The 18,774-nt window shown below is 67.1% G+C and carries 13 protein-coding genes; 3 read left to right on the forward strand and 10 right to left on the reverse strand.

Annotation, left to right across the window (positions count from 1 at the left end):
• Positions 1–43: 43 nt before the first annotated feature.
• From DB31_RS08230 to DB31_RS08260, 7 genes are all read right to left on the reverse strand, one after another.
• Entirely contained in the window at positions 44–2,668 is a 2,625-nt protein-coding gene (locus DB31_RS08230) for a choice-of-anchor A family protein (protein WP_083968074.1), read from the reverse strand.
• A gap of 200 nt (positions 2,669–2,868) precedes the next feature.
• The gene (locus tag DB31_RS08235) at positions 2,869–3,567 is read right to left on the reverse strand and encodes an RluA family pseudouridine synthase (protein WP_044184914.1); all 699 of its coding nucleotides are present in this window, start codon (positions 3,565–3,567) and stop codon (positions 2,869–2,871) included.
• Complete coding sequence (locus DB31_RS08240) at positions 3,564–4,940, reverse strand: M16 family metallopeptidase (protein WP_052419804.1); 1,377 nt, start codon at positions 4,938–4,940, stop codon at positions 3,564–3,566. The genes DB31_RS08235 and DB31_RS08240 overlap by 4 nt, the downstream gene beginning before the upstream one ends.
• Before the next feature lie 20 nt (positions 4,941–4,960).
• Positions 4,961–6,301 carry a M16 family metallopeptidase gene (locus DB31_RS08245; protein WP_044184917.1) on the reverse strand — a complete coding sequence of 447 codons (1,341 nt, stop codon included), beginning with the start codon at positions 6,299–6,301 and terminating at the stop codon, positions 4,961–4,963.
• Between the two features lie 34 nt (positions 6,302–6,335).
• Positions 6,336–6,992, reverse strand: a complete 657-nt coding sequence (locus DB31_RS08250) for a response regulator (RefSeq protein WP_205628479.1) — start codon at positions 6,990–6,992, stop codon at positions 6,336–6,338.
• 2 nt (positions 6,993–6,994) lie between these two features.
• Positions 6,995–9,403 (reverse strand): serine/threonine protein kinase, encoded by a 2,409-nt coding sequence (locus tag DB31_RS48675; RefSeq protein ID WP_052419805.1) that lies wholly within the window; start codon positions 9,401–9,403, stop codon positions 6,995–6,997.
• Entirely contained in the window at positions 9,400–9,699 is a 300-nt protein-coding gene (locus tag DB31_RS08260; protein ID WP_044186139.1) for a hypothetical protein, read from the reverse strand. Before DB31_RS08260 ends, DB31_RS48675 begins: the two co-directional genes overlap by 4 nt.
• A gap of 96 nt (positions 9,700–9,795) precedes the next feature.
• Between DB31_RS08260 and DB31_RS08265 the strand changes: the two genes are divergently transcribed.
• Entirely contained in the window at positions 9,796–11,487 is a 1,692-nt protein-coding gene (locus DB31_RS08265; protein ID WP_044184925.1) for an HAD-IG family 5'-nucleotidase, read from the forward strand.
• An 11-nt stretch (positions 11,488–11,498) separates the two neighbouring features.
• Here the strand turns inward: DB31_RS08265 and DB31_RS08270 are convergent, their stop codons facing one another.
• Entirely contained in the window at positions 11,499–11,879 is a 381-nt protein-coding gene (locus DB31_RS08270; RefSeq protein WP_044184927.1) for a hypothetical protein, read from the reverse strand.
• A gap of 705 nt (positions 11,880–12,584) precedes the next feature.
• Between DB31_RS08270 and DB31_RS08280 the strand changes: the two genes are divergently transcribed.
• Positions 12,585–14,819, forward strand: coding sequence for an FG-GAP-like repeat-containing protein (locus tag DB31_RS08280; RefSeq protein ID WP_240486589.1), 2,235 nt, complete (start codon positions 12,585–12,587; stop codon positions 14,817–14,819).
• An 87-nt stretch (positions 14,820–14,906) separates the two neighbouring features.
• Here DB31_RS08280 and DB31_RS08285 read toward each other — a convergent pair whose 3' ends face one another.
• Both DB31_RS08285 and DB31_RS08290 read right to left on the reverse strand, forming a co-directional pair.
• Positions 14,907–15,164, reverse strand: coding sequence for a hypothetical protein (locus tag DB31_RS08285; RefSeq protein WP_044184938.1), 258 nt, complete (start codon positions 15,162–15,164; stop codon positions 14,907–14,909).
• A gap of 144 nt (positions 15,165–15,308) precedes the next feature.
• Positions 15,309–16,808 (reverse strand): serine/threonine protein kinase, encoded by a 1,500-nt coding sequence (locus DB31_RS08290; protein ID WP_044184941.1) that lies wholly within the window; start codon positions 16,806–16,808, stop codon positions 15,309–15,311.
• A gap of 162 nt (positions 16,809–16,970) precedes the next feature.
• Here DB31_RS08290 and DB31_RS08295 point away from each other — a divergent pair, with 162 nt between their 5' ends.
• Complete coding sequence (locus DB31_RS08295; protein ID WP_044184944.1) at positions 16,971–18,773, forward strand: CsgG/HfaB family protein; 1,803 nt, start codon at positions 16,971–16,973, stop codon at positions 18,771–18,773.
• Position 18,774: the final 1 nt, after the last annotated feature.

The raw sequence follows: 18,774 nt of genomic DNA on the forward strand, positions 1-18,774 counted from the left end.
CGAAGCGGGAGGAGCCCGGGTTCGAGCCCCTCCCGCGAGGCTGCTACTGCAGGCAGATGTCGTGGTCGTTGAGCGGGTTGATGTGGCCCTCGGCGTTGCCCGTCAGCGACTTCGCGTACAGGCCGCCATCCCAGCTCCCCTCGAAGAAGGTGACGTCGGCATGCGGGGCGAGCACGGTGCCCCAGAAGCCGTAGCCCTGGGCGTTGAGGGTGGTGGCCTCCACGAAGTTGAAGAGGACGCCGCGCTGGTTGATGCCGCCGCTGAACGAGTGGCCGAACGCGTTGAAGTAGGCCGAGGTGCCGTGGATGTTGAGCACCGCCAGGGAGCCTTCAGGCGCGGTGATGGACAGCAGCGTGGCGCCCGCGAAGATGCTGGCTGGCATGTCGAACACGTTCACGTCCGGGCTCGTGCCGGTCAGCATGACGCCGCCCCAAGACCTGCGGCTGGTGGTGCCGTTGACGGGCAGGCCGGCCAGCTGGGAGGACAGGCTGCGCAGCTGTTCGAACCGGGCGGTGAAGTCGATGGGCGTGCCCTTGGACACGGTGCCGCGCGGATAGGACACGGTGGTGTCGGCGCTGTAGGTGCCTCCGTAGACGGCGTCACCCCAGACGGCGCCATGCGCGAGGGTCAGGTTGCCGCCGGCCACCAGGGTGTTGGAGAAGTCGGGGCCCGGGAGCCCGGAGCCCACGGCGAAGTCCGTCATCGTGACATTGCCGCCCACGGCGGCCTTGCCCACGAGGTCATGGCCCTCGGTGTAGTTCCCGAGCAGGAACAGGTTGTAGTCGTTGAGCCGGACCTCGATGCAGCTGCCGCCCGCGGGGGCGCACGAGAGGCTCACGGAGGCCGAGCCCGCGTTGTTGTCCTCGCGGCACTCCAGCTCCCGGCTCTCGCCGTTGCCGTTGGCATCCGCCACGGCGAAGACGGTGTACGGCCCGCCGGAGATCGCGTCGATGGGCAGAGTCACCCAGGCCTCGGCACCCGCGGCGAGCACGGCCTCCACATGGGCCACGCCGAGCAGCGTGCCGCCGGAGGCTGAGTTGCCCCGGTAGAAGGCGACGGGCAGGCCCGCGGAGGCGGCCGCATCGCCCTGGTTGCGCACCCGGGCCGTGAGCGTCACGCGCTGGGTGCTGCTGTCACAGGTGCCTGACACCTCCGAGGCGACCAGATCCGCTGCGGCGAAGGGGCTGGTGGAGCCGCTGCCCTGGCTGTTGGAGCGGAAGGTGTTCAGGCCTGCCGTGAGCCAGTTGGTGGCTGGGTGCAGGGGGATGGTGCCGTCGTCGTTGACGTTGGTGACGGAGTAGGCGTGCTGGTTCCAGATGGCGCGGGTGTTCACCCAGCCGTCCCGCTTGTCCCTGAAGACGCGGATGCCCGCCTCGCCCGCGAAGGCATAGTTGTTGGAGGCGATGACGATCTCCGCGTTGTTGTCGTGGTCCACGTCGACGATGACGGGGTTCTCGTACGTGGTGCCCGAGCTGTGGGCCACCTGGAAGCGAATCTGGCCCGTGGCGCCGTCATAGATGCGCAGCTGGGTCTCGTCGGCGTAGGCGACCTCGGCGCGGCCATCGCCCTCGAAGTCGAAGGTGGAGGAGCCGGTGCGGTTGGAGCTCCCATCCTGCGTGGGGCTGGACCAGAGCACGACGCCGTTCGTGTCCAGCACCGAGTACATCGTGGCGCCCGCCACGCCGATCTCCGGCTGCCCGTCGTTGTCGAAGTCGGCGATGTTGGGTGGCCCACCCTGCCCGCCTCCGGGGATCGCGGTGGTCCACAGGGTCTGGCAGTTGTCGTCCATGAGCGTCACATAGCCGCCCCACACGACAACCACTTCGCCCTTGGGGTCGCTGTCGAAGTTGGCCACGCCCGAGAGGCCATGGCCGATGCTGGTGTTCACGCACAGCGGAGTGCCGTCGGCGCGGTAGATGGCGCGATCGTTGACGACCTCCAGTTGGCGGGTCTCCGCATCCTGGTCGATGTCCACGGCGAAGGAGAGCGGGCCTGTACCCGAGGCCCCACCGGCTCCATCACTGCCGCGCCACTTCAGCGCGCCAGTGTTGGAGTAGACGCTGTTGCCGTCGAGGATCTCCACGGTGCCATCGCCATCCAGATCCGCGAGCGAGGGGCCACCCCAGTTGCTGGCCGACTGGCCGGGGGTGCGGAACTTGAACGTTCCATCGTTCTCGAAGCAGATGACGCCGAGGCCATTCTCGGGGACGGTACACAGCTCTACGAGCCCGTCCCCATCAATGTCTCCAGCTGCGATGCTGGCGGCGCCGCGGACCTCATAGGCGGTGTTCGTCACCGTCCACAGGTCGTGGCCGTCATCACCGCTGATGGCGCGCATGACGCCGTTCTCGGTGTAGTTGTTGCCTGCGAAGGCGTTGAAGACGACGTCGGGGATGCTGTCACCGTTCACGTCCACCACCACAGGCGTCATCATCACCTGCTTGTGGTTGGGGAGAACGGTGCTGCCCGTCCACTGCCACTCCAGCTCGGGCTCGAAGTTCGGGGTGAAAGGAGGCCTCACCTCGCACGTGCCAGAGGTGAGGGTCGAGCGCTGTTGAGCGGGAGCGGCGGCCTCGTCGACCGCGCTCCCGCACGATGCGAGCACCACGAGGGACAGTGCCCTCAGTCGATGCCCTAGGTTCCAAATCTGTTCGTGACCGCTGCCCATGGTGCCCCCCTGCTTGGCGGTGCCGGCCGCCTGCAGTGCCAGCCTGATTGCTGCGCAGTTGAATTTTTACTGTGCAATCAAACTCGGATGCAATAGTAAATCGTGGAGAACCAGTATAGGAATATCTCCCACACAAATGGGTCAAGGCCGAAAAGGCTGAATAAATGCGCAGGTTTGGACTGAATGGGCCTGTGGGCAGCTCAGGCGGGGGCTTGCCGCAACAGCTCCAGGGCCCGGGCCATGTCGTCGGGCAGAGGCGCTTCGAACGCTCGCGCCTCTACACCTGAGAGCGCGGGCCACTCCAGCCGCGCCGCATGCAGAGGCGTCCTGGCCAGCACCACCGCATCGCCTGAACCGCCGAGATCCTTCTCTGTGAGCGGTTCGGCGCGACCATATTGGTGGTCCACCAGCAGCGGGTGTTTCAGCTCCAGCAGGTGCACGCGGATCTGGTGCGTGCGGCCCGTGAGGGGCTCGGCCTCTACCAGTGAGGCCTTCGCGAAGGTCTCCACGGGCCGGATGCGCGTGCGCGAGGGCTTGCCCTGCTCGCCGGGGCGCGCCACGCGCATGCGCCCCTTTCGCCCGGGCACCAGCGCCGCGTCCACCAGCTGGGGCGCGTCCACCCTGCCCTCCACCAGCGCCCGGTAGCGCTTCTTGACCTTGCCGGACTCGAAGGCCTGGGAGAGCGCGCGGTGCCGCTCGGCATCCAGGGCGAACACGAGCACCCCGGAGGTGTCCCGATCCAGGCGGTGCACCACGAAGACCTTGCGGCGCAGCTGCTCCTCCAGCTGCTCGCGCAGGGAGGGCCCGCCCTCGCCGCGCCCGGGGATGACGAGCACCCCCGGGGGCTTGGCCACCACGAGCAGCCCCGCGCCCTCATGGAGAACGCGGACTCCGGTCACTCGTACTCCGACACGGGGACCACGGTGATGGGCAGCTTGAGGTGCTTGAGCTGCTTCTCCACCTCGGAGGCCTTGCCCAGCACCACGATGGCCGGAGGCTTCGGGAACAGGTACTTCGCGGAGACCGCCTTCACCTGCTTGGGCGTCACCGCGCGCAGCCGATCCCGGAACTTCTCCACCCAGTCATCCCCGAGCCCGTACACGCGGATGTCCGCCAGCACCGAGGCCACCGAGTCATTCGTCTCCGTGCGCATCGGGTAGAGGCCGGCCAGGTACGTCTGCGCCGACTTGAGCTCCTTGGGCGTGATGCCGCCCTTGCGCACCTTGGCCACTTCGCCCAGCGACACGTCGACGATCTCGCGCGTGGACTCCGTCTTCGTGAAGGTGCTGATGGCGAAGGCCCCTCCGACGCTCATGGCATCGAAGTAGCTGCTCACGCCGTAGGACAGACCACGCTCCACGCGGACCTCATTCACGAGCCGCGACGTGAAGCCACCGCCCAGGGCGATGTTCATCGCGGTAGCAGCGAAGTAGTCCGGGTGCCCGAGCGGGTAGCCCGGCCCGCCAATGCGCACCTGCGACTGCGTCTGGTCCGGCTTGTCCACGATGAGGATCCGGCCTGCCTGCACTCCACCCTCTGCGGCGGGAGCCGGCGAGGGATCCAGCTGGTCCGTCTGAGACCAGCCTGCGAAGGCCTTCTCGGCCTCGGCGGCCACCACCTCCGGCTTCACCGCGCCCACTACTACGAGCAGGGCGCCCTTGGGGCCCACGCGCTCGCGGTGGAAGCGCACCACATCCTCCCGGATGAAGGTACGCACGTGCGAGGCCGAGCCCCCCACGTCATGCCCATACGGGTGATCGCCCCACTGCGCCCGGGTGAAGGCCCGGTCCGCGATGGTGCTCGGATCGTCCAGATCGTTGGCGAACTGCGCCAGCGCGCGATCCTTGGCCAGGTCGAACTCCTTCTCCGGGAAGGTGGGCTCGCGCACCAACTGCCCCAGCACCGAGAGCATGGCCGCGAAGTGCTCGGCGGGTGTGGTGACGTAGATCGACATCAGATCCTCGCTCACTCCACCCGCGACGCTGGCGCCGACGAACTCGATGGCCTCATCGATCTCGTCCGCGCGCATCTTCGCGGTGCCTCGGCGCAGCAGGCGCACGGTGAAGTCCGCCAGGCCGTGCTTGTCCTTCGGATCCGTGGAGCTGCCCGCGCGCAGCACCAAGCGCATGGACACCAGCGGCAGGGGGCCACGCTCGGCGGCCAGCACCGTCAGGCCGCTGGAGGTGGTGGTCTCGGTGACCGTGGGGAGCTTGAGCGGGCGCGAGGCCGCGGACTTCTCTTTTTTGGCAGTGGCTCGGGTACGGGGGGCCATTGTGGGTTTTCCTCGGGGGCTCAGGCGGCGGCGGTGTCGGACTCGGACGGGGACTCGGCTTCGGCCTCGGGCAGCAGCGTCACCACCGAGCGGCGATCCGGAGAGAAGAACTTCGCGGCCACGGCCTTCACCTGGTCATTCGTGATGGAGGCGTAGCGCGAGGGCAGCAGCGTCAGCTCGCGCCACGAGCCCAGCAGCGCCTCGTAGTGCCCCAGGGCGTGGGCGCGGCCATTGTTGGTGCCCAGCTCGCGCATCTGATCGGCGCGCAGGTTGTTCTTGGCCTTCTGCAGCTCGCGCTCGGTGAGGCCCTCCTTGGCCACCTTCTCCAGCTCCGCGTACAGAGCGGCCTCGGCCTTCTCGGGATCCGACTCGGGCTTGAGCTCCAGGTAGAAGACGACGGTGCCGGGATCGATCCGCCAGCCCCAGTCGAACATGACGGAGACGGCGATCTGCTGCTCGTACACGAGCCCCTTCACCAGCCGGCTCCCCTCCCCCTTGTTCAGGGCGTACTGGATGACATCCAGCACCTGGGTCTCCATCTCGGTGGCCTTCGGGCCGCGGAAGCCAATCATCACCGAGGGCGACTGGGCGGGGTGGCGGACCACCGCGCGGCGCTCGCCCTTCTGCGCAGGCTCGGCGTCAATCACCGGCAGCGGCTTGGGGCCCTTGGGGATGTTTCCGTAGTAGCGCTTGATGAGCGCCAGCGTCTTCTTCGGATCGAAGTCCCCGGACAGATACATCACCGCGTTGTTGGGCGCGTAGTACGTGCGGAAGTACTGCTCGCAGTCCTGGCGGGAGATGTTCTCGATGTCCGCCATCCAGCCGATGACGGGCCAGCGGTACGGATGGGCCTTGTAGACGAGCGTGCCCAGCTCCTCGTCCATGATGCCGGTGATCTCGTTGTCCACGCGGACGCGGCGCTCCTCCATCACCACCTGGCGCTCGCTGGTCAGGGTGGCGTCCGAGATGCGCAGCGAGCGCATCCGGTCCGACTCCAGATCGAGCACCGTCTCCAGCGCGTCCGAAGAGAAGTCGTCGTAGTACACCGTCATGTCATTGGAGGTGTACGCGTTGGAGCGGCCGCCGTTGGACTCCAGCGTGCGGTCGAACTCCTTGGGGCCGTACTTCTTCGCGCCATTGAACATCATGTGCTCGAAGAGGTGGCTGATGCCGGTGATGCCGGGGCGCTCGTTGCGCGAGCCCACCTGGAAGAAGGTGTAGAGGCTGATGACGGGCGTCTGCGGGTTGGGCAGCAGGCGGACGCGCAGGCCGTTGGACAGCGTGGCCTCGTGGACTTCGAGCAGGGACTGAAGCGCGGGATCGGGCTTGTGGGCTGCGGGGCGCGGTGGGGCCTTGGGCATAGGCCCTTCGTATATAAGGAGGGAGCGGGCCGCGCTACAGGTCGACGATGCCAGCTCGCAGGGCCAACACTACGGCCTCCACGTGTGAGTTGACGCCCATCTTCCGATAGATATGGGACAGATGGGTGCGCACCGTGCGGCGCTCCATCGTCATCACCTGCCCCACCTCGGCGTTGGACAGGCCCTTGGCCACGTAGCGCAGCACCTCGAACTCCATGGGGCTCAGGTCCCAGGGGTTCTCCTTCTTCTCGGGCGGCTTGGCCTGGATGGACTGGAAGTAGTTCCAGAACTTCTTGGCGATGATGGGCTCGAGCACCGTGCCGCCCTCCATCACGTCTTTGATGCCCGAGCGGATCTTCTCCGGCCCCACCCGCTTCACCAGGTAGCCCGAGGCCCCGGCCTGGATGGCCTCGTACACCTTCTGCTCGTCCTCGAACGAGGTGAGGATGAGGATCTCCACCTCGGGGGCCCGGCGCTTCACCCGCTGGGTGACTTGGATGCCGTTGATCCCCGGCAGCTCCAGATCCAGCAGGACGATCTGGGGCCGCACGTTGACGATGTCCGTGACGGCCTCCTCGCCATCCTGCGAGGTGCCCACCACCTCCAGCTCCGGGAACGTCCCCAGGACCTTCACCAGGTTCTTGAGGAGTTGGGGCTGATCCTCGACGACGTAGACGCGCGTCCGCTCCATGTTCAGCGCCTCGGGGCCGTTTCGAACCGTTGATCGATGGTCCGGTGCTGCCCACGCTCGAAGCGCAGGCTGAAGTCCACCCGCTCCTTTGTCCCAATCGCCTCCAGCGTGAAGTTCCGGGTGCCGGCCTTCACCGGATACTTGATGAGCGGCGTCCGCTTGCGGATGGGATTGCCATCGATGATGACGCGCGCCGGAGCGTTGGTCCGCAGGGTGATGAAGGCGGAGTTGGCATCGGGCCTGGGCGTGTCGGAGCTGTCCTCCCGCTCGTCCGGCACGGTGGCCGAGGGCGGCCGGGGCAGCTCGGGCGCCGGAGGCTGCTTCAAGGGCATCCCGTATTGGTCCATTGCCCCGCTGAGGGCGGACGCGCGCGGATCAATGGGCGCCGGAGGGGGTGGCTTGGCGGGCTGCGCCGGAGCAGGAGGCGTATCGTCCCCGAACCGCCACACCGCGAAGGCAAAGGCGACGAAGCCCACCGTGGCGATCGACAGCGCGAGCGCCAAGGCCTTGTGGCGGCGCTGCGCCATGGACAGCAGGTTGCGCTCTTCGGTGAGCAGGCGCCGCCCGTCGCTGGTACGAGGGACGTTGTCACTCGTCGGCGGGGGCATGGGGATCTCGGGCCGATCCCGGGAGACGTAGACGGAGGTGGGCTCCTCGGGCGGAGGCGCACGCACCAGCGAGGGGGGCGGCCGCTCGGGGGCCGAGGGCGGCAGCGCGGCTCGGGAGCCCGTTCCTTTCTTGATGGGCGCGGGCGGAGGTGGCGACTCCTCTTGGGCTTTGACGTCGTCGGCGAGGCGCGTCTTCTCGTCGGAAAAGTCCTCCACCCACTTCATGCGCGGGTTGCGGCCGACGTGCGTGCCCTCGCGGCCGACGTGCGTACCCTCGCGGCCATTGCCCGCGCCTCCGGGCAGGATGACCTGCTTGCGCGGCTTGGGTGGCGCGGCACCCGGTGGTGCATCCCAGCCCTGTTCCAGCGGCCCCACCCGGCTGGGCTCCGTGTCCTCCTTCGCCGTGGTGGCCACGGGCGGCTGCTGGCCCACGCGGGTGGGCTCCAGCGGAGCGTAGGTCTCCGGACGAGGCGGAGTGTCGACAGGCGTGGTGTCCAGCGTGGGCTCCGCCAGCGGCGGGCGGATGACGGTGGGCGCCTGCGTGGGCTCTGGCTCCGCCGGGGATGGGCGGATCACCGTTGGAGACAGTGCGGGCTCCATCGCGGTCGGACGGCTGTGGGCCGGAGCTGCCTGCTCCTGAGCGGGCGGGCCGAGCTGGGTGGGCTCCTGGGCGGGCCAAGCCCCTGCAGGAGCCTTGGGCGCCGTGAGCAGGGTGGCCTCCTTGGCGGCCCACTGCTCCGGCTTGAACTCCTCGAAGAGGGGGGCTGCCTCGGTGGTTTCGGCGGAGGACTCTTCCTCGCTGAGTGCGCGGCTGAACGAGGGGCGCGCCACCACGGAGAGCTCCAGGGGCTCGGCGCGCACGTGGGCGATCTCCGCCCCGGAGACGGGGGTGAGCGTGAAGGGCTCGGAGAACGGCACGGGCCCGAGCGTGGAGAGGTTCACCTCGTTGGGGACGAGATCGCGCACGAAGCGGCGCATGTCCTCGTGGCCCGGCATGCCGCCTTGCGAGGTGAAGAAGTTGCGCAGCGCGCCCGCGAAGTCCGCAGCCGAGCGGAAGCGGCGGTTCGGGAACGGCTCCAGCGCCCGGAGGATGATTGGATCCAGCCGTGAGTTGATGCGGCGATCCAGGCGGCTGGGCGGCGGCAGGCCGCCGCTGCGGGTGCTGAGGTTGCCGGTGGCGACGACGGCCTCGCGCAGGGTGAGCAGCTCGTAGGCAATGGCGCCCAGGGAGTACACGTCCGAGGCGGCGGTGGGCTCCTCTCCTCGGCCGACTTCGGGAGCGCGGTAGGCGCTGCGGCCGCGAGTGGCGAAGCCCCGCTTGAGCTCGGGCACGGCCATCAGCGCTTTGAGCGCGCCGAAGTCACAGATGCCCGGCGAGCCCTCGCGCGACAACAGCAGGTTGCCGGGGGTGATGGCGCCGTGGATGACGCCCGCGTCGTGCGCCTTCTGCACCATCTCCAGCAACTGGATGATGAGATAGATCGCGAGCGCGGACGGGAGGATGACCTCCTTGGTGTTGAGCCGCTGGAGCGCGATGCCCAGCGTGTAGCCGTCCACATTCTCGCGGACGACGGCGAGGCGCTGCTTCACGAAGCCGATGTCCACGGTGTGGACGATGCCCACGTGGTGCAGCGGGTTGAGCACGCGCGAGGTCTCCGCCAGCACCCGTGCGTAGGCCGGATCCGAAGTCTTCGGGTGGAACAGCTTCACCACCACGTCGCCGTCGGAGTCCTCCGAAGCCTTGTAGAGCTCGGCCAGGTCTCCCGTCTCGATGCGGCCGGTGAGCCGATAGTTGGCCGTCATCCCTTGCCCGCCCGGCGCCGGACGGCGGAGAAGTGGAAGCCGCACCACACGCACGTCTCGCCCTTGCGGCCCCGAGGCAGCTCCAGCGTGCACCCAGGGCAGCGCGGCAGCGGGCGGGCGGAGCGGACCTGGCGGGCGGGCTTGCTGGCCTTCGTGCGGACCTGACCGGAGGATGACGCGGCGCGCCGCACGTGCACCTCGAGCCGACGCACCCGGTCCTCCAGGGCTTCGATTCGGGCGGACAGCCGCGCGTGGATCTCGGCGTCCGAGGGCTGGCGTCTGTCGGGAGACCGCATCTGGCTGGGAGCGTGCCACGCTCCCTTGGATGCCCGCAAGGAGGACTCGCCGTCCGGGTGCCTCCCACCGAGGGCCGTGTTAAGACTTGGGATCCCTTGGCACCGACAGTCCCCGCGAACGCACCCATCCCCGGCGGTCCCTTGCCGGATCCCCTGCACGGAAGCTTCCGCTCCTCGCTGAACCGCGCCCATGCGGAGAATGCCGCCCGGCGCGCCCACGAGCTGCTGACGGACGAGGCGCTTGGCCGCCTGCTCACGGCCCCGCGTGAGGGCGAGGACACCCCGCGAGCGCGGGACGTGTTCGTCAACCGCAACCTGCGCATGTCGTCCGTCGAGCTGATTGGCTTCGACATGGACTACACGCTGGCCATCTACCACATGCGCCGGCTCGAGCAGCTGTCGTTCGACATGACGCTGGCGAAGCTGGTGGGCCAGTACGGGTACAACCCGGTGATTGGCCACCTGCTCTACGACCACCACTTCGTGATGCGCGGGCTGGCGGTGGATCGGGTGCACGGCAACATCCTGAAGATGGACCGGTTCGGGCACGTGGGGCGCGCGTGGCACGGGCTGCGGCCGCTGAAGCCGGAGGTGCGGCGCGAGCTGTACCGCAACAAGCTGGTCCGCCCGAAGGATCCTCGGTTTGCGTGGAATGACACGCTGTTCGCGCTGCCGGAGACGTGCCTGTACGCGGGCATCATCGAGCTGCTGGAGTCGCTGGGCGAGCGCGTGGACTACGGCAGGCTCTACGACAACATCCGCGAGGCGATCGACACGGTGCACCGGGACAACTCGCTCAAGCGCGAGGTGCGCAAGGACATCTCCCGGTACATCTTCCAGGATCCGGAGCTGGGGCACGCGCTGCACAAACTGCGCTCGGGCCACAAGAAGCTGTTCCTGCTGACGAACTCGGCGTGGGACTACACGGACGCGGTGATGCGCTACCTGCTGGACGGGCAGCTGCCGGAGTACACGAGCTGGCGCAACTACTTCGACTTCGTGGTGACGGCGGCGGGCAAGCCGGGGTTCTTCTCGGATCAGCGCCCGTTCCTGGAGCTGGACTCCACCTCCGAGGAGGGCCGCGTGGTGGGCCAGGCCAAGATCCTGGAGCGCGGCAAGGTGTACTCGGGTGGCAACCTGGCGCAGTTCGAGGAGTTCACCGGTCACCGGGGCGAGAACATCCTCTACGTGGGAGACCACATCTACGGCGACATCCTCAAGTCGAAGAAGTCCTCGCTGTGGCGCACGTGCATGGTGGTCCAGGAGCTGGAGGACGAGATCGCCTACACGGACTCGCGGCGGGAGGACATCGCCCGGCTCTCCGAGATCGAGATCACGCGGGCGCGGCTGGACGACGAGGTGAACGCCATCAAGACAGCGCTCAACGCGGTGGAGCGCCGTCTGGAGCGTGACACGCTGAGTGCGGCCGAGCGCGCGCACGAAGAAGAGGAGCGCAAGAAGCTCAAGGGTGAGCTGGATCTGGTGCGCCGGGCGCTGAAGGAGGCGACGGGGATCGCGGACACGCTGGAGCAGGACGTGGAGGAAGGCTTCAACCCGTACTGGGGCTTGCTGTTCAAGGAGGGCAACGAGAACAGCCGCTTCGGGTACCAGGTGGAGCAGTACGCGTGCCTCTACACGAGCCGCGTGTCGAACTTCCTGCACTACTCGCCCATGCAGTACCACCGCTCGCCTCGGGATCAGATGCCGCACGAGCAAGCCGGAGCGCTGTCCGGGAAGCTGTCGCCGCTGGGCAGCGAGGGCCCCCCCAAGGGTTCCAGCAAAGAGTGAAATGCGAGAGTTTATTCGAGTTTTGGAGGGCCTAACTCCTCAGGAAGTGGCGTGCGCAGAAAACTCAGCCCTTTCGGCAACCGAATGACTTGAAAGCCTTGGCCGGAGATCTTGACGAGTTCACCGTCAGAGGCGGTACCGGTGGCCAGCCATTCGTCCGCCTCTTGCCGCGTCGAGAACACCCGCGAGACGGTCACCTGAAACGAAGGATCAAAGAATTCGCGATAGTACTTCAGGAAGTCATCCAACTTCTTGATCCGCCGGACATACAGCAGGGATATCGCAGCGAGTTGAATAGAGCCTTCCTCCTGCGAGCCCTCCGGGTAGTTCTTGCTCACTTCATCGAGGACTCGCAAGACGCGGTCCATCTCAAAGTCCTTGATCTGTGACATCTCAGCGCCAAACCTTTCGCAGCCTACAACGCGAGCGGAGCTAGAAGCAGCGCACCTGAACCGCCCGTCGCGACCACGAAAGCAACACCCGCGACGACAACGACGGTCCCGATGGCCACCTCGGTCTTATGCTCTCTGAGCCAAGTGAGCGCCCTTTCGATGTTTGAGAACTCAAGGCGCTTCTTATCCTTTTCAACTCCGAGCTGTACGTCATCTCCCAGATCGTCGAGAGCACCACCTCCTCGACGGATTCCTCCTCCAGTTCGTGGTCCTCCAGCTCCTCGGACTCGTCCTGGTCCTCGTCCTCAGAGTCCTCCTGGCCCTCGTCGAGCTCCGACTCCAGCTCCAGCTCGTCCTCGGACAGCTCGGGAGGCGGCGGCTCCGACTGGTAGCGCTCCGGGCTCCGAGGCTCGAGTCGCTGCCTCCTTCCGAGCCGCGGCTGAGGGCGTCCGTATGGACTGGAGCTTTGAGGGCTGCACCCGCGCACGTGTCTCGACAGTGACGCACCTTGGGAGCCGCTGCGTTCGACAGGCGGCGACACCCTCGGAGATCCCGAAAAACCCGGCCGGCTCAATCTCCACCGAAGAACCGGTCGGCAGGCGCATGCCCGGAAGCGGAAGGAGATGCGACATGGGGTACGGACGCGGCAGTCACGAGCCTACAGGTGACGCAAGTTCTCGGCGAAAGCGGATCTTTGCAGCTCTGGTGGCGCTGGCCTTGGGAGGCGCATGTAACACGGCGGGCTCGGACGAGGATGCGCGAGCCCGGCGCGAGGGGAACCTGGGCGACGAGGTGTGCGAGGTTCCCCCCTACACGCCTCACTTCGAGCCCGCGCTGCAGTGGGCGTGGACGGGCAGCCCCGTCCTCCCCGAGTACAACCAGGTGATGATGACGCCGGCCGTCGCCGACGTGAACCAGGACGGCACGCCCGACATCATCTTCAGCTCCTTCCGGGACATCCCGAACGATGACTTCGACTGGCGCGAGGGCGTGCTGCGCGCCATCAGCGGCAACGACGGGCACGACCTGTGGACCGTCACGGATCCGGCCTACCGCATCAAGGCTGCGGCCAGCATCGCGGTGGGCGACATCGACAATGACGGCAAGGTGGAGATCTGCGGCATCCCGACGGATGGCCGCGGCATCATCTGCTACGAGAACGACGGCACCTTCAAGTTCCGCACGGCACCGGACGCGTTCGATTACAACGAGTGGGGCGGGCCTTCGCTGGCGGACCTCGACGGTGATGGCACCGTGGAGATCCTCGACGGCAATCGGGTGTACAGCAACACGGGCGCGCTGAAGTGGGTGGGCTCGGATGGCATGGGCGGCGCGCAGTACACCGGCCCGGTATCCTTCGCGGCAGACATCGATGGGGATGGCATCCAGGAACTTGTCAACGGCCGCGCCATTTACCGGGCCGATGGCACCCTCAAGTGCGCCAACACGAACATCCCGCAGGGGCTCGCGGCGGTGGGCAACTTCGACGGTGACACGAAGGGCGAGATCGTCATCTCGGGCTACGGCAAGGTGAGCCTGTTGGATGATGACTGCTCGTTGGAGTGGAGCGTGAACATCCCGGGCGGCTGCGTGAACGGCTGCGGCGGCGCACCGACGCTGGCGGATGTGGACAACGATGGCCTGCCGGAGATCGGCGTGGCGGGCGAGAACTCCTTCACCGTCTTCGAGACGGACGGCAGCGTGAAGTGGACGAGCCCCATTCAGGACTGGAGCTCGGGCAAGGCGGGCGCGACGGCGTTCGACTTCGAGGACGACGGCCACATCGAGTTCGTCTTCGCGGACGAGGTGTCGCTGCGCATCTACAACGGTGCCACCGGTGCCATCCGCTGGCAGACGCGGCACAGTTCGGGGACGACGCACGAGAACCCGGTCATCGCGGACGTGGATGGCGACCTGGCCGCGGAGCTGGTGGTGGCCACCAACGACCTGGCGTATCCGCCGTACCACGGCATCCGCGTGTACCACGACACGCAGGAGGGCTGGGCGCGCACGCGGCCGATCTGGAACCAGCACGCCTACTCGGTCACGAACGTCAACGACAACGGCACCATCCCGGCGCATCCGGGGAAGCACTGGCAGTTGCCGAAGCTCAACACCTTCCGCGCCAACGTGGCGGGCTACCTGAACGAGTGCCTGCCGCCGCCTCCTCCTCCTCCCCCGCCCCCGCCCCCGCCTCCTCCTCCCCCGCCGCCTGAGAACGAGCAGCCCGTGGCTGTTTGCAAGAACGTCACTGTCATCGCGGATGCGCAGTGCCAGGGCAGCGCCAGCGTGGACAACGGCAGCCATGATCCGGACCACCAGCCTGGGCCGTTCACCGTCTCCGAGTCGCCCACCGGTCCGTTCGGCCGGGGTACGCACAACGTGACGCTGACGGCCACCGATGGGGAGGACACGGCGCAGTGCGTGGGCCAGGTCACTGTGGTGGATGAGACGGATCCTGCGGTGAGCTGCCCTGCTCCGATCACGGTCCAGACCTGCTCGCCGGCGGGGAAGCAAGTCTCCTTCGCGGCGTCGGCTACGGACAACTGCGGCCCGGCGCAGGTCACCTGCACGCGCGCGTCTGGGTCTACCTTCCCGGTGGGCCAGACGGCGGTGAGCTGCGCGGCGGTGGACGGTTCGGAGAACAGCGCCTCGTGTGGCTTCTCCGTGACGGTCGAGGGCGACGAGACGCCGCCCTCCATCACCTGCCCCATCGCGGTCAACGCGTCGATCAGCCTGGGACAGATCTCCGCGCTCGTGCAGTTCACGGTGTCGGCCAATGACACCTGTGGCCCGGCGCAGGTCACCTGCAGCCATCCGCCCGGCTCGCTCTTCATCCCGGGGCTGACGCCCGTGACGTGCACGGCTCGGGATGCCTCGGGCAACACGGCCTCATGCAACTTCGGGATCTACGTGAGCCTGGACCTCTCCCTGCCGTAGTCTGAGGTGAGGGAGTTCTCCGAGGCGGAGCCGAGCTGGGTGCTCGGCTTCGCCTCATGGCTTTTCCAGGGCATCTGCCGTTCCTCGCTACTCCTTGTCGGGGTCTGCTGGAGCGGGGCGCTCGCCCGGCTCGGGGCGCCATTCCAGAGGAGTGTCCTGGCCACTGGCAGAAACAAGAAGCGCCACCACCAGCCCACGAATATGGGGGAACCGCCGAGGAACCTCGAGGTACGCCTCGATGAGAGCATCCATCGACCCTGATGCGCGAATTCTGCGGGCCTGCTCGTTCACCCAGTCCACGACCTCCCGAGTGATCGCCTTGGGCGTCTCAGTCGTCATCGACATCCCGATCCTTCATGGTGCGTCGCCACAACTTTGCCACCTTCTTGAACAGCGCCTCTGTCGCGGGGTCGTCCACAACCCCGTCGCAGAAGGGGCACGGAGTGGCGTGAGGCTATCCCAGAGCGGGAGTGTTGCTGAGGAGCAGTCTCATGGCGTTCCTGAGGTGGGCTGAGGGGACTGGTCGTAGGAGGCCACGAAGCACGCCCCCTGGTAGTCGAACATCCGCTCGCCGCACGGAGGCTCCTGGTCCTTGAAGGGCCCCATCCAGCAACCACCCACAATCTCTCTTTCGATGCGCGGAACACATGGCGGACGACGCTGTCCAGGGAAGGGTTTGGAGGGCATCGGCCGCCCAAGAGAAAGCAGCGTGGGCACCACCGCCTTGGGAACATCCTGGACGTTCGTCAGCGCCTCATCCCCCACTCCTGCATCTGGCGCGAACTGGGCGATCTCCTCCGGCGTCGCGAGCCAGGGAACTGGCTGAGGAGTGGATGGAGTGTCTTGGTGCGTGGGGGAAGAGGCTTTGAGAAACGGGAGCAGCACGAGCGCCACCACGAGGCCGCCAATCATGGACGCGCTGGCCCAGGTGAACCACACGGGAACTGTATGACGTGAGGGCCGAGGTTCCTCCTTAGTCGCAGGGGCGGGCTGGCGTGAGGCGATCGGTCCTGGGCTGGGCGAGTCTTCGCTCAAGGGCTCGGAGCTGTACGGTGGGGGTTCGGAGCTGAACCTGTCGCCGGCCTCCGTCGGCATGGCGCTCGGAGTGGGGACAATGGTCCTGTCCAGCTCGCTATTCTCCGCCTGTGCCAGCAGCGCACACTCCCGCGCCAGTTGCTCCGCTGAGCCCCGTGCTCTCCGGTTCTCGGAGAGCAGCCGAAGGATGATCGCCTCCAGTTCCGGGCAGACCGTGGCCAGCGCTGACGGAGCAGGCACCTCGAGCTGGTCCATGGGCTCTCCACCATCCGTGAGAGGCGGTAGATACTTGCCCGTCACCAGCCGATAGAGCGCCACGCCGAGGGAATAGAGATCATCCGAGACGCTGGACTGCCAGCGGGCCTCCATGTCCATGCGGAAGCAATAGGAGAAGCGCCGTTGCTCCGGAGAGCGATAGGCCGTCGTGCCCGGAGGTGCAGGGGTGTCCGTGAGTGGCTCCGCGCCAGCGAACCAACCCGAGCCCCAGTCCAGAAGGACGGCCCGGCCTTCCGCAGTGACACGGATGTTGCCTCCTTTTATATCCCGGTGGATGGCGCCGCGAGCATGGGCCGTGGCCAGGGCATCCGCGAGCTGGGCTGTGACTTTCAGCACATCCCGGTTGGAGCGCTGCCGCTCCTGGAACCAGTCGTACAGACTTCGGCCTCGCACTGCCTCCATGACCAGGTAGGGGTACTGGCAGTCGTCCGACCCCGTCCACAGGCCCGTGTCCTCGAAGCGAGGGATGCTCGGATGCGGGCAGCGCTGGAGTAACTCGGCCTCTCGCTCGAAGCGAGCATCGTTGGGCATCTTCGCCGTCTTGAGCGCCACGGGAGGGGACTCAGGGGCTTCGGAACGACGCGCCAGGAACACCACGCCAAAGCTCCCCGAGTCCATGCGCTCAAGAATGAGCCAGGAGCCCACGGTGGAGCCGACAGCGGGGACTTCTCGGGCCATGTAGCGCCTCCATGAGACGGATGAGGTCGTGCGTTTTCGACCCTACCTCATGAGGCATGTCCCCGCTACCGGTGGAGTCCACCCTGAAGGGCTACGCGCTCGGTAGGCTTCATCAAGGCCCTGGCAGCGACCCGCGCCGCGGAACTCGCTAATCTCCCCTCCATGCGTCTCATCTCCCGCCTTGGGGCGGTCGTGCTGTGCCTCCTGCTTCTCCCCCTGCTCTCCGCCCGTGCGGAGGGCTCAGAGCCCAAGCGCGTCGTCGCCGTCCTCTACTTCGACAACAACACCGGGGACTCCTCGCTCAACGTCCTGCAGAAGGGCTTCGCGGACATGATGGTGACGGACCTGTCCGCCGTCGAGCAGCTCCAGCTCGTCGAGCGCGAGAAGCTCCAGGCGATCATCGATGAGCAGAAGCTCCAGCGCAGCAAGTACTTCGATGCAAAGACCGCGGTGAAGCTCGGCAAGCTCGTTGGCGCCCAGTACGCCGTGTCCGGCTCCTTTCAAGCCATGGAGCCGCAGCTGCGCATCGATATCAAGATGTTCGATCTCCAGACCGGCAATGTCCTCGTCACCGGCCAGGTCGTCGGCCTCAAGAACAAGCTCTTTGAACTCCAGCAGCAGCTGGTGACCCGCTTCGTCACCGGCCTCGCGCTCAAGCTCCCCGGCCCTCCCCGCCTCAAGAGCCGTACCCCCGACGTCGATACCCTGCTGAGCTACTCCAAGGGCATCGATCTCGTGGACCAGGGCAAGCTCGAAGAAGCCCGCGTGCAGCTCGCCGCCGTGGTTAGCAAGGCTCCCACCTTCCTGCTCGCGCGCGAGCGCCATGAGCAGCTCCTCGCCCGGCTGAAGGCCTCGGAGGCGAAGCGGGGGGAGGTGCTCTCCGACGTCAGCGAAGCGCTCGGACGAAGCGCCGAGGAGTTCCTCCGCTCCACCCCGGCTGAGGGCCTCGATGAAAAAGGCTCCCTCATGCGCCTGGGCTACCGATCGGTCCGGTTGCAGTACCTGCTGCGCCAGCTCAAGCCGCACCTGGGCACTGAGCACCCGAATGTCATCCTGCCCGGCCACGAGGCCCAGGTCCTCGCCCTGCTGCGGCTCTGGCACGAGCAAGGCATCGCCTACGTCCAGGAGAACCGCGAGCACTTCCGCCGCTTCCACAAGGTCATCGAGGGGGCCCCCTACCTCTCGTCCATGAGCCTGACGCTCCAACCCGAGGACGAGGAGCGCCTGCGCCAGGCAAAGTATGGCTCCCTCGCCTACGAGGACGACGCGCCCGTCTCCGTGGCGGAGTTTCTCCTCATGGGCCGGTACCGGACCAGCTCCGAGTCCTTCCAGATGGCTCCCACGCTCGCGGACCAGGATCCCTCCGTTCTCAAGGAGGGCTTTCAGTTGCTGGACGAGGCCCTCCAGGAGGCCGAGGCCACCATTCCGCGGTTGCAGGAAGCCCGCGCCCGTCAGGTTCTGGAGCTGTATGGAGACGCCCTCATGCTTCGAGGCCATGTGGAAGAGGCGGTCGCCAAGTGGCAGCTGTTCCTCGATCGCTTCCCGTCCGCGAGGGCCTTCCCGTGGATCAGCAACAAGATCAAGACAGCGCTGGGCGTGGGCCCCAACCTCCGCGAGAACGCGGGCACGCAATACAACGTGGCCCTGGCTTCGTGCGACATGCCCGCCGCCCGCGAGGGCTACCACCACGAGCTGAACCGGCGCCTGCAGACCCAGGGCTACAAGGCCGCTCGCGCCATGTTCGAAGAGCTGGACGCGAAGTGCAGTGGCGCGAAGGACGCCAAGTTCGTCATCCGTGGCGTCCTCGTCTCGACCGCCTTGTCTGCCGGGCGCGCGGGAGACTGCGCCACCTTTCACTCGCTCTCCCCGCGCTTCTTGGAGCTGGGCGGCAGCAAGGGCGATCTCGCGGGGTACCTGAAGAACTACGTGCCCCACTGCCTCCCTGCCCCGGCCACGAGCCCCTGAG

Origin of the sequence: Hyalangium minutum (assembly GCF_000737315.1) — a bacterium.
Lineage (GTDB): Bacteria > Myxococcota > Myxococcia > Myxococcales > Myxococcaceae > Hyalangium > Hyalangium minutum.

What these genes read in the sequence shown, in the direction of transcription:
- DB31_RS08290 (WP_044184941.1), bottom strand. Translation starts at nt 16,808, where the DNA reads ATGGCCCGAGAAGTCCCCGCTGTCGGCTCCACCGTGGGCTCCTGGCTC.
- DB31_RS08285 (WP_044184938.1), bottom strand. Translation starts at nt 15,164, where the DNA reads ATGTCGATGACGACTGAGACGCCCAAGGCGATCACTCGGGAGGTCGTG.
- DB31_RS08245 (WP_044184917.1), bottom strand. Translation starts at nt 6,301, where the DNA reads ATGCCCAAGGCCCCACCGCGCCCCGCAGCCCACAAGCCCGATCCCGCG.
- DB31_RS48675 (WP_052419805.1), bottom strand. Translation starts at nt 9,403, where the DNA reads ATGACGGCCAACTATCGGCTCACCGGCCGCATCGAGACGGGAGACCTG.
- DB31_RS08250 (WP_205628479.1), bottom strand. Translation starts at nt 6,992, where the DNA reads ATGGAGCGGACGCGCGTCTACGTCGTCGAGGATCAGCCCCAACTCCTC.
- DB31_RS08295 (WP_044184944.1), top strand. Translation starts at nt 16,971, where the DNA reads ATGCGTCTCATCTCCCGCCTTGGGGCGGTCGTGCTGTGCCTCCTGCTT.
- DB31_RS08260 (WP_044186139.1), bottom strand. Translation starts at nt 9,699, where the DNA reads ATGCGGTCTCCCGACAGACGCCAGCCCTCGGACGCCGAGATCCACGCG.
- DB31_RS08240 (WP_052419804.1), bottom strand. Translation starts at nt 4,940, where the DNA reads ATGGCCCCCCGTACCCGAGCCACTGCCAAAAAAGAGAAGTCCGCGGCC.
- DB31_RS08230 (WP_083968074.1), bottom strand. Translation starts at nt 2,668, where the DNA reads ATGGGCAGCGGTCACGAACAGATTTGGAACCTAGGGCATCGACTGAGG.
- DB31_RS08270 (WP_044184927.1), bottom strand. Translation starts at nt 11,879, where the DNA reads ATGTCACAGATCAAGGACTTTGAGATGGACCGCGTCTTGCGAGTCCTC.